The sequence below is a fragment of the Gammaproteobacteria bacterium genome (genome assembly GCA_016195665.1).
GTDB lineage: Bacteria > Pseudomonadota > Gammaproteobacteria > SURF-13 > SURF-13 > JACPZD01.
Map to the genome: position 1 here is coordinate 41,445 of JACPZD010000040.1, position 15,828 is coordinate 57,272.

A 15,828-nucleotide genomic window follows, 5' to 3' on the forward strand; every position below is an offset into this window, starting at 1 on the left:
CGCCGGAAGCGACCGAGTAGAATTTCAACGCCGCATAAAGACAAAAGACGCATTTTTAGAGGCGCCCTGACGTGGATCTCAAACAACCCGAACTGTACATCAACCGCGAACTCAGCCTGCTGGAATTCAACAAGCGCGTCCTGGAGCAGTCCATTGATGTGAGCATCCCGCTGCTGGAGCGGCTGCGGTTTCTGTGCATTTGCAGCACCAATCTCGACGAGTTTTTCGAGATCCGCGTCGCGGGTCTGAAGCAGCAAGTGACGTACGGGGCGGTGCAGGCCGGGCCGGACAACATCGGTCCGGCGGAGGCGCTCAAACGCATCAGCGAAGCGGCGCACCGCTTGGTCGCCGAGCAGTACCGCTTGCTCAACGAGACTATCATCCCCGAATTGGCGAAGGAGAATATCCGCTTCGTGCGGCGCACGCAGTGGAAACCCCGTCAGGCGGCCTGGGTGAAGCGTTACTTCACCAATGAACTGCTGCCGGTGTTGAGCCCTCTCGGGCTGGACCCCTCGCACCCCTTTCCGCGCGTACTCAATAAAAGCCTTAATTTTATCGTTTCCCTGGAAGGCAAGGATGCCTTCGGGCGCAGCAGCGGCGTCGCGGTGGTGCAGGCGCCGCGGTCTCTGCCGCGGCTGATTCATCTCCCCAAGGAATATTCCAAGGGGCCATACGATTTTGTCTTTCTTTCCTCCATCATTCACGCGCATGTGGGCGAGCTGTTCCCCGGCATGAAGGCCACGGGCTGTTTTCAGTTTCGCCTGACGCGCAACAGCGATTTGTTTGTGGAGGAAGAGGAGATCAAGGACCTGCGTCTCGCGCTGGAGGGCGAGCTGTCCACCCGTCAGTACGGCGATGCGGTGCGTCTGGAGGTGTCCGACAACTGTCCGGTCGAGATGGCCAATTTTCTGGTACAGCAATTTGGTTTGGGCCAGGAGGATCTTTATCAAGTGACCGGGCCGGTGAATCTGAATCGTTTGCTTGCGATCTATGATTTGGTGGAGCGGCCCGATCTGAAATATCCGGCCTTTGCGCCGAGTGTGCCGCGCCGCATTGAACAAGCGGCCGACATCTTCAGTGTCGTCCGGCGCGGCGATGTGCTGCTCAATCACCCTTACGAATCGTTTGCGCCGGTGGTGGATTTTGCGCGCCAGGCGGCGACTGATCCCGATGTGCTGGCGATCAAACAGACGCTTTACCGTACCGGTTCCGATTCCGTGCTGGCGGACGTGCTGGTGGACGCCGCCCGTGCAGGCAAAGAGGTGACGGTGGTCGTGGAACTGCGCGCGCGCTTTGACGAGGCGGACAATATTAACGTCGCGACCCGTTTGCAGGATGCCGGTGCGCATGTGGTGTACGGCGTGGTGGGCTATAAGACGCATGCCAAGATGATTCTGGTGTTGCGGCGCGAGGGCAAGCGGTTGCGGCGTTACGTGCACCTCGGCACCGGGAACTATCACGCCCGCACCGCGCGCGTGTACACGGATTATGGTTTGCTCACGTGCGACAAGGCGATCGGCGATGATGTGCATAAGCTCTTTCAACAGCTCACCGGTTTGGGCCGTGCGACTAAATTAAAGAAGATTTTGCAGTCGCCCTTCACCCTGCACAAGGCGATGCTGGGGCTGATCGCGCGCGAGGCCGAACACGCGAAGCAGGGTAAGCAAGCGCATATCATTGCCAAGATGAATGCGATTGATAATCCGCAAATCATGCAGGCGTTGTACGAAGCCTCGCAGGCGGGCGTGAAGATTGATCTCATCATACGCGGAATGTGTTGCCTGCGGCCGGGTGTTGCTGGGGTGTCGGAGAATATTCAGGTGCGTTCCATCGTGGGCCGGTTTCTGGAGCACAGCCGGGTGTTTTATTTCCTGAATGACGGCAATCCGGATTTTTATTGTTCGAGCGCCGATTGGATGAGCCGCAATTTCTACAGGCGCGTGGAGACCTGCTTTCCGGTCGAGGACAGCCGCCTGCAGGCGCGGTTGCTGAACGAAGGGCTGCTGCCGTATCTCGCCGACAATACCCAGACCTGGCTGATGCAGAGTGATGGAACGTATAAGCGTCTCAAGCCGGGCAATCAAAAACCTCGTTCGGCTCAGCAGTTTCTCTTGCAGGAGTTGGCAGAGTAAAAGTTAAATATGCGACTAATAGCTCACCGCAGAGGACGCAGAGGTGTTGTGGGTTTGAAATAACGCATATTCTCTGCGACCTCTGCGGTTATATTTTGTCGTACTTACACAATTCTTAATCTGATCTTCGCAGCTTTCAAATATTTTATTTCCTGAGCCAGATCGGCTTGGGTAAGCGGGTGTTTGTTGAGCCAGCCGGCGGGGAAACTGATCTGCAAGACATCCGCCTTTGCGGTAATGGAAAATTTCGGCAGGGCTTGGCGGCTGCGGCTGCGGTTTAATAACACCGCGAGCCTCAGTAAGACGCATAAACGTTTCGCCGCTCTCGCCCGCTCCGCCTGAAGATCCGTAAATACGGCAAGCGGGAATTTGCTGCGCTGGCCGAGGATAAGCGTGGCCAGAAGTTGCTGTTCCTGGCGCGAAAAACCGGGCATATCGGAGTGCTCGACCAGGTAGGCGCCGTGTTTGCGATACTGACTGTGCGAGATGGCGAGCCCGATCTCGTGCAGCCGCGCGCTCCAGCCGAGCATGGGTTGGTATGAGTCGAGCTTCCATTGTGGGAGCTGCTTCAGGCAGCGCAAGGCCGTCTGCTCGGCGCGCTTGGCCTGATCGGTGTCTACGTGATACTGGATGCTGAGCCGCGCGACGCTGCGGTCGCGGATGTCCTTGTGACGTATGCGGCCGAGCAGATCATAGAGCAGTCCTTCGCGCAGGGCCCCGCCTGTGGCGTGCATCCGCTCTATGCCGAGACTCTCAAACACGGCGAGCAGGATAGCGACGCCGCCCGGCAAGACGGGCGCGCGGTCGCTGCGTAGTCCGGGGAGCTGGAGACGATTTACATGCCCGGCGGCGAGCAGGCGCTTGCGTAGTTTTTTCAGGCTGGAGCGGGTGATGCCGTCCCGGCTCCAGCGATTGGCAGCAATGATTTCCTGAATGGCGTTGATGGTGCCCGAGGAACCGATACAGTTCGTCCAGCCGATGCTGCGATAGTGTCTGGTGAGGTTCTGTAATTCTTGTTGCGCGGCGATTTCGGCGCGCCGCATCGAGGCCGCGGTGATAACGCCGCCGGGAAAGTGGCTGAGACTGCTCGTCACGCAGCCCATTTGCAGGCTTTCCATCTGCAGGGGCTCGAAACGCTCTCCGATGATGAGTTCGGTACTGCCTCCGCCGATGTCCACCACCAAACGTTTCCCGGCATCGTCGGCGAGACTGTGCGCGACGCCGAGATAGATGAGTCGCGCCTCTTCCCGTCCGCCGATGATCTCGATAGGATGACCTAATGCTTGTTGGGCGCGCTGCAAAAAAAACTCGGCGTTTTGGGCGTGCCGCAGGGTGTTGGTGCCCACCGCCCGCACGCTCCCCGGCGCGATAGCGGCGATGCGTTGACCGAAACGTTTCAGGCAGTCGAGCGCGCGTCTTTGCACCTTCGCCGTGAGGCGGTTGTTTTTATCGAGGCCCGCCGCGATCCGTGTGGTTTCACGCAGCCGATCGAGGATGTACAGTTTGCCGCGGGTGATGCGAGCGATAACCAAGTGAAAGCTGTTGGAGCCGAGATCCACCGCGGCGATGATCTCCGGCGGCGGGGGCGGGGGGGTGATTTTTTTGGCCAAAGCGTTCACTTAGTTGCTATGATCGTAGGGGTACTATACATTGAAAACGTTACAAAATACCCATGTCATCCTTATTCGATTTTGACCGGCAAGAAGAGCGTTATGCGGTGATGGGTAATCCGGTGGCGCACAGTAAGTCGCCGCTGATCCACGCCGCCTTTGCGCGCCAGTTTGGGTTAAAGATCATCTATACCGCCATCCAGGTGGATGCCGGCGGTTTTCTCCAGGCGGTGGGCAATTTTCAGGCCGCCGGCGGCAAGGGTTTGAATATCACTGTGCCCTTTAAGCGCGAGGCGTGGCTGATGTCGGACGTGCGTACGCCGCGGGCTGAATTAGCCGGCGCGGTGAATACCCTGACTCTCAAGCCCGACGGCAGCCGCCACGGAGATAATACCGACGGCATCGGTCTGGTGCGGGATATTATGCGGAATCACGCCGGCCGTATCAGCGGGCAACGTGTCCTGCTGTTGGGGGCCGGCGGCGCGGTGCGGGGAGTATTAGGACCGTTGCTGGGAGAAAAACCTGCGCAGTTGATTATTGTTAACCGCGATGTGGAAAAGGCGCGGGAGCTGGCGACGGTGTTTGCCGGGATGGCCAAGATAGAAGTCTGCGCCTATCCGGCACTGACGGGACGAGAGTTTGATCTCATCATTAACGGTACCTCGGCAAGTTTGAGTGGCGAACTGCCCCCTATCCCTAACGGGATCTTGGCGAAGGACGGTTGGTGTTACGACATGATGTATGCGGTCACGCCCACGGTCTTTGTGCGCTGGAGCGAGGAGCAGGGCGCAATGAAGTCACTCGATGGGCTGGGCATGCTGGTGGAACAAGCGGCCGAGTCGTTTTTTGTCTGGCATGGAGTGCATCCAGAGACTCTGCCAGTAATTCAAGAGTTGCGACAGAAACTTAAGCAATAAGGTGCGAGCCATGATTATCGGCGTGCCGAAAGAGATCAAGGACGGTGAGTACCGTGTCGGCCTGGTGCCCGCCGGGGTCAAGGCCTTGCGTGATGCGGGCGGCACGGTGTTGATCGAGCGTGCGGCAGGGGCGGGAAGCGGCATCAAGGATCAGGAGTACGCCGCCGCGGGCGCCGAGATGGCGGCGGAGGCGTCCGAAATCTGGGAACGCGCGCAACTGATCGTCAAGGTCAAGGAGCCGATCGAGCCGGAGTACGATCTGCTGCGGGAGGGACAGGTTTTGTTCACCTATTTGCATCTGGCGCCAGCCGCTGAATTGACGCGCCTATTACTGCAAAAAAAGGTGACGGGGATCGCCTATGAAACAATCACCAACGCCCTGGGTGAACTGCCCTTACTTATACCCATGAGCGAGATCGCCGGCCGCATGTCCATACAGGTCGGCGCCACCTACCTCGAACGGACCTACGGCGGACGCGGTGTATTGCTGAGCGGCGTGCCGGGTGTGCTGCCGGCCAAGGTCGTCATCATCGGCGGCGGCGCGGTGGGCAAGAACGCGGCCAGGATGGCCGTGGGGCTCGGTGCGCAGGTGACGATCATCGATATCAGGCTGGAGCATCTGCGTCACCTGGACGATCTCTTTCAGGGTGGCGTCCGTACCCTTGTTTCCAACAGCTACAACATTTGGAACGCCATTGAGAACGCCGATGTGGTGATTGGCGCGGTGTTGATCCCGGGCGCCTCTGCGCCCAAACTCATCACGCGCGAGATGCTCTCCTTCATGCACAAAGGCGCGGTGATCGTGGATGTCTCGGTGGACCAGGGCGGTTGCGTGGAGACTTCGCACCCGACGACGCACAGTCACCCCACTTTCGTGGTGGATGATGTGGTGCACTATGGTGTCGCCAATATGCCCGGCGCCGTGCCGCGTACCGCGACCTTCGCATTGACCAACGCCACCTTGCCCTATGTGCTCAGGTTGGCCACGCAAGGTTTTAAAAACGCGATAAACGCCGATGCCGGTCTCAAGGCAGGCGTGAATACCTATCAAGGTCATGTTACTTACCAGGCCGTTGCAACGGCGCAGGGTCTCACGTATACGCCGCTTGAAAAAGTGATTTAATCCCACTCCAATGGCGGCTCATCCAGCAGCGCGGCCTGTTCGCGCAATGCGAGGATCTGTTCCTGCCAGTAACGCTGCGTGTTGAACCACGGGAAATTGAGCGGGAAGCTCGGATCTTGCCAGCGCCGCGCGAGCCAGGCGGAGTAGTGAATCATGCGCAGGATGCGCAGCGGTTCGATGATCTGTAGCTCGCGCGGGTCGAAGTTGTGAAAATCGCAATAACCCTCGAGAATGTCTGTGAGTTGGATCGTCTGTTCGGCGCGCTCTCCGGAGAGCAACATCCAGATATCCTGCACCGCCGGACCCATCCGGCAGTCGTCAAAGTCCACAAAATGCGGACCGCGGTCGGTCCATAAGATATTGCCGGGATGACAATCGCCGTGCAGGCGTATGTGTTGTATGCTTCCCGCGCGCGCGAATAGATCCGCCACCTGCTTTAACAAACCTTCTACCAGAGTGCGATAGGCAATCTCCAAATCCGCGGGAATGAAGCCGTGTTCCAGTAAAAATCGTGCGGCGTCGTGGCCGAACTCCTGTACGGTGAGCGTGGGCCGATGACGAAAGATCTGTGTCGCTCCAATAGCATGGATGCGTCCTATAAAACGACCCACCCACTCGCGTTGCCCGGGATCTTCTAGGTCAGGGCAACGCCCGCCCTGACGCGGGAACAGGGCAAAGCGGAAACCTTTATAATGAAAAAGAGTGTTTCCGTCCATTCCCGGCAATGGAGGCACTACCGGAATTTCATGCTCGGCCAGTTGCAGCGTGTAGGCGTGCTCCTCCAGGATGGCTTCATCGGACCAGCGCCCCGGCCGGTAAAACTTCGCCACCAATGGGGCGCCGTCTTCGATACCGACCTGATAGACGCGATTCTCATAGCTGTTGAGCGTGAGGAACGCCCCCGTGCAGCGGACTCCATAACTTTCTACGGCGTCGAGAATGACATCGGGGCTTAGGGCGTAGTAGGGTGTTTCGCTGCTCGCAACAGTCTGTTCGGACTTGTCAAGATGTTCGGTCATGATCGCTCGTGGTAGATTATTAAGGACTTAACGAATAAAGGTAACATAATTCATGACCAATCCCTTGTTGGAATTCAGCGGCCTGCCACGGTTTTCCGTCATTCTGCCTGAGCATGTCGAGCCGGCAGTTGACGCCCTGCTGGCCGGTAATCGCACCCGCATTGCGGCGTTGCTGGATGCCACGGCGCACTACACCTGGGATAATCTGATACAACCCATTGAAGATCTGGAGGAGCGCCTGGAGCATGCATGGTCCACCGTCAGTCATCTCAACGCCGTGGTCAATTCGGAGGCGCTGCGCGCGGCCTACAACGCCTGTCTTCCCAAGCTCAGCGACTACGCGGCCGAGATGGGACAAAACGCACGCCTCTATCAGGCCTACAAAGCCATCGCCGCAGGGCCTGAATACACTGCACTGAGCGTGGCGCAGAAAAAGATCATTGACAATGCCTTGCGTGATTTTCACCTTTCCGGCATTGACCTCAATCCCGCCGCCCAGGCGCGCTACAAGGCCATCACGCAAGAGCTTTCCAAACTCGCCAGTCAATTCGAGGAGCATCTGCTGGACGCGACTCACGGCTGGACTCGCCACGTGACAGACGCGGCCGGGCTTGCCGGGCTGCCGCCCACCGCGGTCGCGCTGGCCCGGCAACGCGCGGAGGTCGCTCCCGGCTTCCTGCCTCCCGCGACATTAGTACCTCCGTGTACGTCACAGGACAAACTGGACGGCTGGCTGTTCACCCTGGAACTGCCTTCTTATCTGCCGGTGATGAAATACGCTGATCACCGCACGCTGCGCCATGAGATGTACGAGGCCTATGTCACGCGCGCCAGCGAACTCGGGCCCAATGCAGGCAAGTGGGATAATGGCCCGATTATTGAAAAATTATTGCCGCTGCGTCACGAGTTGGCGCAACTGTTGGGTTTTAATAATTACGCTGAGCTGTCACTCGCAAAAAAAATGGCCAAGAGCAGCTCCCAGGTTATGGGTTTTCTCAATGACCTGGCGCGCCGCTCGAAACCGATGGCTGAGCATGAGTTCACCGAACTCAGGGAATTCGCGCACGCCCAGGGAATCGAGACGCTGGAGGCATGGGACATTCCCTACTACACCGAAAAACTCAGCCAGCACAAATACGCCATCTCACAAGAGGACCTGCGCCCCTACTTTCCCGAGCCGCGGGTGCTGGAGGGTTTGTTTGCAATCATGAACCGTCTCTACAATCTCAGCGTCAGGGAGGTCAAGGGCGTGGAAGTCTGGCGTCCCGATGTGCGTTTCTATGAAGTCCGCGATGCCGCTACCCAAGAAGTGCGCGGCCAATTTTATCTTGACCTGTACGCGCGTCCGCACAAGCGCGGAGGCGCATGGATGGCCGAGTGCATCACCCGCAAGCGCACTGCGGCCGGGGTGCAGACCCCGGTCGCCTATCTGACCTGTAATTTCAGCGCACCGATCGGCGACGATCCTGACGTACAGGGACGTACTAATGTCGCGGGAGGCAGGATGCCGGGAGCGACCGCGCTGTTCACCCACGACGAGGTGCTCACCCTGTTTCACGAGTTCGGCCACGGCCTGCATCACCTGCTCACGCGCGTGGATTATGCCGGTGTGGCCGGCATCAACGGCGTCGCGTGGGATGCAGTGGAACTGCCCAGCCAATTCATGGAGAACTGGTGTTGGGAGCGTGAGGCGCTGGATCTGATCGCCGGACACTATCAGACCGGCGCACCGCTGCCGCAGTCCATGTTGGACAAGATGCTCGCTGCAAAAAACTTCCAGTCAGGCCTGCACATGCTCCGGCAACTGGAATTTTCGCTGTTCGATTTTCGCCTGCACCTGGAGTTTGACCCGCAAAAAGGCCCGCAGGTGCGCGAGTTGCTCGATGAGGTGCGTGCGGAGGTCGCCGTCATTCGACCGCCCGCCTTCAATCGTTTTGCCAACAGCTTCTCGCATATCTTCGCCGGCGACTACGGTGCGGGTTATTACAGCTACAAATGGGCTGAAGTCTTGTCCTCCGACGCATACGCCAAGTTCGAGGAGCGCGGCATCTTTGATCGCGCCACCGGCCTGCATTTCCTGCACACCGTCCTTGAGCAGGGCGGCAGCCGCGAGCCGATGGAGCTGTTCGTAGAGTTTCGCGGCCGGGAACCGACCATAGATGCGTTATTGCAACATAGTGGCATTGCGACATGACAGATTTCACGCAAAGGGGCAAAAATATTTATAGAACTACATTCACCGCAGAGGATGCAGAGAAACGCAAAGAAAAATACACAAACCGCCAAAGGCGCAGAGAAATAAGATCAAAAAAACTTGGCTTCTACTCCGCGTCCTCTGCGGTGAATAGTTTTTAATTTGGCGCCTTTGCGTCTTGGCGTGACATAAGCAATGCTGAAAATCGCCACCTGGAACGTGAACTCCTTGCGCGTGCGTCTGCCGCATCTGTTGGACTGTCTGGTGGCCACTCAGCCCGACATCGTCGCTCTACAGGAGACCAAACTGCCCGACAGCGATTTTCCGCTCGCTGAAATTCAGCAGGCGGGTTATCAAGCCGTCTTCTCCGGTCAAAGGACTTACAACGGTGTCGCCATCCTCAGCCGCACGCCCGCCGGCGACATGCTCACGGATATCCCCGGGCTGGACGATGAGCAGCGCCGCATCCTGGCGGTGTCATTTAATGGACTACGCGTCGTCAATGTGTATATTCCAAACGGGGCATGTGTCGGCTCGGATAAATACCATTATAAATTGGCGTGGCTGGAGAAGCTGACGGCCTACCTGCATCACGAACTGGAGCGCCACCCCCGGCTGGTTCTGCTCGGTGACTTCAACATAGCGCCCGAAGACCGCGATGTACATGATCCCAAGGCGTGGGAAGGACAGGTGCTGGTGAGCGAGCCGGAACGGGCCTATTTCAGGAAACTGTTGGACCTGGGGTTCGCCGACAGCTTCAGGTTATTCGAACAGGCCCCGGAAACCTATAGCTGGTGGGATTACCGCATGGGCGCCTTTCGACGCAATATGGGTTTGCGCATAGACCACATCATGGTGAGCCCGGAGCTGCGCGCCCTCTGCCGCGCGGCGTGGATAGACAAGTCTATGCGTAAATTGGAGCGGCCTTCGGACCATGCTCCGGTGTTTGCCGAGCTTGAATTGTAGGGCCGAATTTATTCGGCCTTTATGTTCTGCGCGGCGGATAGGCGATGAAGGTCACCACGACTAACAGCCCAAAGCCGCTATAGATAGAGGCAAATATCCACTCGGGAGCAGAATAAAACAGGATGCGGTTGAGCCAGTATCCGATAAAGCTCAACTCGTAACCTGCCTGTCCCGCCATCTCACGCAAACGGTTTTCCAAAACGGTGAGCGGGCAGTTTACCCCCAGCCAGGCCTCGAGGATGACAAACAGAATTGCGGCTAGATGACTTATGCGGAAGGGGGGGTTGCGGGCCCAACGCCAATTTCTGAGCCAGCCGATCAGGATCCCTATCTCGCCACCCATCACAAATAGGACAAATGACGCATGTAAGGTTACCGTGGCATCGGCAAGCCACGCATAGGCTTGGGCGCTCACCTGTCCGCAAAGATTCCCAGCGCCTGCCAGATTTCGTCCACGCGCTGTTTCACCTCCGCGCTCATGGTGATGGGTTCGCCCCACTCACGGGTGGTTTCACCCGGCCACTTGTTAGTGGCGTCGAAGCCGATCTTGGAGCCGAGGCCGGACACCGGCGAGGCGAAGTCGAGATAGTCAATCGGCGTGTTTTCGATGATAGTCGTATCACGCGCCGGGTCCATGCGAGTGGTCATGGCCCAGATGACATCCTTCCAGTCACGGATGTTTACATCATCATCGGTGACGATGACAAACTTGGTGTACATGAATTGACGCAGGAACGACCACACGCCGAACATCACCCGCTTGGCGTGGCCGGGATATTGTTTTTTCATGCTCACCACGGCAAGCCGATACGAACAGCCCTCCGGCGGCAAATAGAAATCGCTGATCTCGGGAAACTGACGCTGTAGCAGGGGCACGAAAACCTCGTTCAGCGCGACGCCCAATACCGCGGGCTCGTCAGGCGGGCGGCCGGTGTAGGTGCTGTGATAAATAGGGTTGTTGCGGTGCGTGATGCGCTCGATCGTAAACACCGGAAATTTTTCCACCTCGTTGTAATAACCGGTGTGGTCGCCGAAGGGGCCTTCGAGCGCCTCTTCACCCGGTTCGATGTAGCCCTCCAACACGAACTCGGCGCTGGCCGGTACCTGTAGATCATTGCCCAGACATTTCACCAGCTCGGTCTTGGCGCGACGCAGGAGTCCCGCGAAGGCATATTCGGAAAGGGTGTCCGGCGCCGGCGTCACCGCGCCCAGTATCGTGGCGGGATCGGCGCCCAGCGCGACCGCGACCGGAAAGCGTTCGCCGGGACGCGCAATCTGCCAGTCGCGAAAATCCAGCGCACCGCCGCGATGCGCCAGCCAACGCATGATAAGTTTGTTGCGCGCAAGCACTTGCTGGCGGTAAATCCCCAAATTATGCCGGTCCTTGAACGGCCCCTTGGTGACCACCAGGGCCCAGGTAATGAGCGGCCCTGCGTCGCCTGGCCAACACGTTTGGATGGGGAGTTTGGATAAGTCTACTGCGTCGGCCTCGATGATATTCTCCTGACAGGGTGCTTTACTGACCACCTTCGGCGCCATGCTCAACACCTGTTTGAGCACCGGCAGCTTGTCCCAGGCATCACGCCAGCCCTTGGGCGGTTCAGGTTCCTTCAGATAGGCAAGGAGCTTACCCACCTCGCGCAGCGCCTCTACCGAATCCTGTCCCATGCCCAACGCCACGCGCCGCGCTGTGCCAAACAGATTGGCCAAAACTGGAATGCTGCTGCCCTTGGGGTTTTCAAACAGCAAGGCCGGCCCGCCCGCACGCAAGGTGCGGTCGCAGATCTCCGTCATTTCCAAATAGGGATCAACGGAAAGCGTGATGCGCTTAAGCTCACCCTGCCGCTCAAGTTGGGCGATGAAATCACGCAGGTCGTTGTATTTCATGTGGGAGCTCGATGTACCGTCAGCCAGCGCGGCAAGACTATCCCTTCCCGATAAAGAACCATCATATAGAACATCAACATGGGGACAATATGCAACAGGGCGCGATTCAGAGTCGAGAAATCGGCGACCCAAATGTGCGCCTTACTGAAGAAGAACACAATCGCAAGAAAATAAAAATCGGTGAGGACTAAGATAGTCATGACCCGCAGCGGCGCCGAAAATAGGCGTGTCAAAGCAAACAGCCATAATGCGATGAACAAATACCAAAACAGGTGCCAGTTATCCATGACGAACATATTCTTTAAGATCGGTTCTCCTACAGGGCTGAATTCAGTATGCAGGGTGTAGCCCAAAATGACCAGTTGTGTCCGGCCAAGTAGGAACAGCGCAGCACCGCCGACGAGTGCTACACCGATCATTCCGGTGCGCGGCATTAAGGCCACCCACAAGGCCGGCAGAAAGGTCAGCATCCATATTTGGCCGGGTATCTTGATGAGCGGGCAGCTTAGCACGAGCAACAAGGCCAATAGCCCCTGCCGATGATCGCGGGTTCGGGCCCAGTGGAAAAAGGCCATGGCCGCCAGCCCGTAAACCGTGGCCATGAACAGATCCGCATAACCGGCCAGGGCGATATGCGTGTCGAGCAGCGGCAGCGACAGCAAAAAATAGGTAAAAATCATGGCGGCCAAAGGCGAAACACCCCACAGTCTGGCCTGACCGTAAAAGGCCAAACCGAGCGCAATGCCGCATTGTAACCAGGGCAGGTTCATCAAGGAGTCATCCCACCGTCCCAAACTGTAACTCATCCATACTTGCAACAGAGGTATGGTCGCGGGATAGTGCGGCGCAGAGTCGGTGTACGCCTGTGTGGCGCCTGAAGAGAGCCAGATGTCCGCAGGGACGAATGGAACTAATCGCCCCAATTCATACCAGACACGGGCCTTGGTGGCCCATTGGCTCCAGGCATCCCATGCAAACAAGGGCCGCCAGATAATTTCCAGCCCTAACCCGGCAAAGCGCAGAATGATTATCGCGAATAAAAAAATGAACAGGGTGTGTTGCCAGCGTATTGGATTACGCCAGCTATCGGCCACCAGGTCACTGGTACTGTTGCGTAAAGGTATTTTCCAGTGTAACGGCGCGCCCAGCGTCGTTATGGCGACCAAAGGCAGACTGATACTCACGAAGCTAAAGGGGATGCCGAGTAAGTCCAGCAGACGCATGACCAGTGTTGTGACCAGCGCACCTAGCACATAACCATAGCCGAGCCAGACAGGCCAGGCCTTGGCACCCCTGTCGCGCCACAAAACCCTCAGCCAGACCACGCCCAGCAGCCAGGGCAGCAGCATGCCCGCGGTCAATCCTAAAAATCCCATTTAACGTACCTTCAGCAATCCGTAACCGTTGCCCCAGAGAATGAGATCAACGGGAATTTCCTGATTATTACCCAACAAGAGTTTTTGGGCAGTGGGGTTGTATTGCAACTCTGCTTTTTGGTAGAAGGCGATGTACTCACCTGATCGAAAATTTTGAATAGAGGGAAACCCCGCACTTTTATAAACATTATGCGGATAAAGATAGTAAGCCCCGCGGCCTCGCAAGTAATCCAGGTCGGAAAAAAACAAAATCCTTACTGGTGCGGTTGGCAGATTTTCCTTTACCTTCATTACAAAAACAAATAAATCATCGTCCTCGGCCGATTTGTGCCGTTCTGCCCAGGTCTTCCCTGCATAGTTATGGGAAGTCGCTGACAGCTCATTCAAAAGATTAAACTGCCAGCGCAAATCAAGTAATAGCCAAGCACTGAAAAATAACGTGGGGACTACCAGCGGGTTAAATGCCATAACTCGCAGCCAAACCAGAACAAAATAAAGTCCGCAGGCAATGACTACAATAGCCACTGCTGTGACTAAAAGTGGAAGGGTGGGATATGGTGTTCCTCCATAGAGAAAATTAATGGACGCAGCACTCCAGGGTTCATGGGTCAGCCACTCGGCCACGAGATCGGACAGGGTTGGCTGAGCGTTGACGGGGATGAGTGTGAGACGATGAATCACCAAAGGCCCGGTGAGCGGCGCGGTGATGGCCAGCCCAATCTCGCTGAGCTTGCCGCGCCAGGCGGCGTCATCACTGACGCGCAAAGATAGCGTCTGCTGGTCATCCTTATTGAGGGGTAGAGTAAAAATCTCGCCGGGATTATCAGCCCGGCGCCAAAGAACAAACAAACCTGAGCTTGGGGGTGTGCCGCCGATTTCCAGCCGCACCGTTGAATAATCGGTGGCTTCGATCTGGATAGAGGACGCCGATGCGATGGCCACACCCTTATCAGACAAGGCCTCTACTGCAAGCGTATCCTGGCCTTTGTGCCCTTTGCCTTCTACCAGATTCAACTCAACGCCTGTCCACTGCTGCAGAGCGGGAGGGTGTGGCGGCGCCCGCCAGGCGATAAGCTGCAAAACGGCAGTAAGAAGAAAGACTGCGCTAATCGCCAATAACAGCGGGGCACTGATCCACCACTCTCGCCAAACAGATCTAAGCAACGTCATTGCGCGTTCTGGCTCTTAAAAATCTGGAAAATGCTTAGGAAGATGATTCGCAAGTCAAACCATACTGACCAGTTATTGATGTAATACAAATCATACTTCACGCGCATTTCCATTTTTTCCAGGTCGCCGGTTTCACCGCGTAGTCCATTAATCTGGGCCCAGCCTGTTATACCCGGTTTAACACGTTGACGGAGCAGATAGGGGTCAATACGTTTTTTGTAAAACTCGTTGTGTTCAAGCGCGTGCGGGCGTGGACCGACGATAGACATCTCTCCCCGCAGCACATTAAAGAACTGCGGCAATTCGTCGAGACTGGTGCGTCGCAAAAAAGCGCCAAACGGCGTGATACGCGGATCATTGGGTTTGGCCTGAGTCACCGTTCCCTCGGGCTCGGCGTGTACCTTCATGCTGCGAAACTTCCAGATCCGGATTTCGTCTTTTTCCAACCCGCCGCGTTTCTGTTTAAATAGTACCGGGCCGGGTGAGCTGAGTTTCACGCCCATCGCAATCAAGATCATAAGGGGACTGGTCAGGACTAGAATCAGCGCCGCCAGGATCTTGTCCTCAAGCATCTTGACTATAGCATTGATACCGCTCAGAGGGCTGTCCATCAGGTTAATGACCGGGAAGCCCGCCACCTCGGTGATGGAGTGGTGCAAAAGTTGGAAGCCGTAAATGTTGGGCACCAGGCGGACCTGCACATTGGCATGACGCAGTTCATACAAGAGTGTCTTCATGCGTTCCTCGGCACGCAAGGGGAGTGCAATCCACACCTGATCTATTGCGTCACGTTCCAGATCGCCGGCCAGGCGATTTGTCGTTCCTCTCACCTCGATCCCTTCCAGATGACGGCCGCACAATTGAGGGTCATCGTCATAAAATGCGGTGATGTGGAGGCCCATCCAGGGGGAGTTCTTGATACGCTGGGCGACTTCCCGTCCCAGCGAACCGGCGCCTACAATCACAATATAACGGAGGTTAAAGCCCTTGCGGCGTATATGACGCAACCCCAGCCGCAACAGGATTCTGAAAAGGGTCAACGCCGCAAAGCCGAGTCCTGCCCACAGACCCATCCACTGGCGCGAAAAATCCGTGCCTGTTTTGGTGGCGAACATGACCACCACCAGGCCGGCAATGACAACAAGCCAGGCGCTGAACAGTGTCTGGATTTCAGCCCATAGGCTCGCGCCGCGCTGGGCTTGATACACTCTAAAAAACGGGAAGATGAGAAAACAGAGCAGAAAGGCAGCGATGAAAGCCACCAAATAATGTAACGGGAACTGCAAATTCTCAAATCGAAGGAAGTAAGCTACCACACCGGCCAAGCCTACCAGCAGTGGGTCTAACAGCCGCAGGGCATATTCTAATAGCCCGGAATTTTCCTTCAATAAGCTGCGGGGTGTCACGGTGTGGCTGCCCTTGGCATTGCCTGAT

The 15,828-nt window shown here is 56.9% G+C and carries 12 protein-coding genes; 5 read left to right on the plus strand and 7 right to left on the minus strand.

From position 1 onward, the window contains the following. Positions 1–71 precede the first annotated feature (71 nt). Positions 72–2,132, plus strand: a complete 2,061-nt coding sequence (gene ppk1, locus HY028_11825) for a polyphosphate kinase 1 (protein ID MBI3345516.1) — start codon at positions 72–74, stop codon at positions 2,130–2,132. Between the two features lie 104 nt (positions 2,133–2,236). On the opposite strand, the gene ppx is transcribed toward ppk1, so the two are convergent. Next, positions 2,237–3,730 (minus strand): exopolyphosphatase, encoded by a 1,494-nt coding sequence (ppx, locus tag HY028_11830; protein MBI3345517.1) that lies wholly within the window; start codon positions 3,728–3,730, stop codon positions 2,237–2,239. Positions 3,731–3,852: 122 nt separating this feature from the next. Between ppx and aroE the strand changes: the two genes are divergently transcribed. Beyond that, positions 3,853–4,659, plus strand: coding sequence for a shikimate dehydrogenase (aroE, locus tag HY028_11835; GenBank protein MBI3345518.1), 807 nt, complete (start codon positions 3,853–3,855; stop codon positions 4,657–4,659). A 10-nt stretch (positions 4,660–4,669) separates the two neighbouring features. Beyond that, positions 4,670–5,782 (plus strand): alanine dehydrogenase, encoded by a 1,113-nt coding sequence (gene ald, locus HY028_11840; protein MBI3345519.1) that lies wholly within the window; start codon positions 4,670–4,672, stop codon positions 5,780–5,782. On the opposite strand, the gene HY028_11845 is transcribed toward ald, so the two are convergent. Then, positions 5,779–6,801, minus strand: coding sequence for a serine/threonine protein kinase (locus tag HY028_11845; protein MBI3345520.1), 1,023 nt, complete (start codon positions 6,799–6,801; stop codon positions 5,779–5,781). The genes ald and HY028_11845 overlap by 4 nt on opposite strands. A 52-nt stretch (positions 6,802–6,853) precedes the next feature. Here HY028_11845 and prlC point away from each other — a divergent pair, with 52 nt between their 5' ends. Both prlC and xth read left to right on the plus strand, forming a co-directional pair. Continuing rightward, positions 6,854–8,995: an oligopeptidase A gene (prlC, locus tag HY028_11850; GenBank protein ID MBI3345521.1), complete on the plus strand. Its 2,142-nt coding sequence runs from the start codon at positions 6,854–6,856 to the stop codon at positions 8,993–8,995. Positions 8,996–9,193: 198 nt separating this feature from the next. After that, entirely contained in the window at positions 9,194–9,961 is a 768-nt protein-coding gene (gene xth, locus HY028_11855) for an exodeoxyribonuclease III (GenBank protein ID MBI3345522.1), read from the plus strand. Between the two features lie 19 nt (positions 9,962–9,980). Here the strand turns inward: xth and HY028_11860 are convergent, their stop codons facing one another. The 5 genes from HY028_11860 to HY028_11880 are packed head-to-tail and all read right to left on the minus strand — an operon-like array spanning position 9,981 to position 15,800. Further along, positions 9,981–10,376 carry a DUF2784 domain-containing protein gene (locus HY028_11860; GenBank protein MBI3345523.1) on the minus strand — a complete coding sequence of 132 codons (396 nt, stop codon included), beginning with the start codon at positions 10,374–10,376 and terminating at the stop codon, positions 9,981–9,983. Continuing rightward, entirely contained in the window at positions 10,373–11,848 is a 1,476-nt protein-coding gene (gene ubiD, locus HY028_11865) for a 4-hydroxy-3-polyprenylbenzoate decarboxylase (protein MBI3345524.1), read from the minus strand. Before ubiD ends, HY028_11860 begins: the two co-directional genes overlap by 4 nt. Continuing rightward, the gene (locus HY028_11870; GenBank protein MBI3345525.1) at positions 11,845–13,224 is read right to left on the minus strand and encodes a hypothetical protein; all 1,380 of its coding nucleotides are present in this window, start codon (positions 13,222–13,224) and stop codon (positions 11,845–11,847) included. The genes ubiD and HY028_11870 overlap by 4 nt, the downstream gene beginning before the upstream one ends. Next, positions 13,225–14,394 (minus strand): hypothetical protein, encoded by a 1,170-nt coding sequence (locus tag HY028_11875; protein MBI3345526.1) that lies wholly within the window; start codon positions 14,392–14,394, stop codon positions 13,225–13,227. Continuing rightward, positions 14,391–15,800, minus strand: coding sequence for an undecaprenyl-phosphate glucose phosphotransferase (locus tag HY028_11880; GenBank protein ID MBI3345527.1), 1,410 nt, complete (start codon positions 15,798–15,800; stop codon positions 14,391–14,393). The genes HY028_11875 and HY028_11880 overlap by 4 nt, the downstream gene beginning before the upstream one ends. Positions 15,801–15,828: the final 28 nt, after the last annotated feature.

Excerpts from the sequence above, each read along its gene's own strand:
- HY028_11875 (MBI3345526.1), bottom strand. The coding sequence starts at position 14,394 with ATGACGTTGCTTAGATCTGTTTGGCGAGAGTGGTGGATCAGTGCCCCG.
- ubiD (MBI3345524.1), bottom strand. The coding sequence starts at position 11,848 with ATGAAATACAACGACCTGCGTGATTTCATCGCCCAACTTGAGCGGCAG.
- aroE (MBI3345518.1), top strand. The coding sequence starts at position 3,853 with ATGGGTAATCCGGTGGCGCACAGTAAGTCGCCGCTGATCCACGCCGCC.
- HY028_11870 (MBI3345525.1), bottom strand. The coding sequence starts at position 13,224 with ATGGGATTTTTAGGATTGACCGCGGGCATGCTGCTGCCCTGGCTGCTG.
- ald (MBI3345519.1), top strand. The coding sequence starts at position 4,670 with ATGATTATCGGCGTGCCGAAAGAGATCAAGGACGGTGAGTACCGTGTC.
- prlC (MBI3345521.1), top strand. The coding sequence starts at position 6,854 with ATGACCAATCCCTTGTTGGAATTCAGCGGCCTGCCACGGTTTTCCGTC.
- HY028_11845 (MBI3345520.1), bottom strand. The coding sequence starts at position 6,801 with ATGACCGAACATCTTGACAAGTCCGAACAGACTGTTGCGAGCAGCGAA.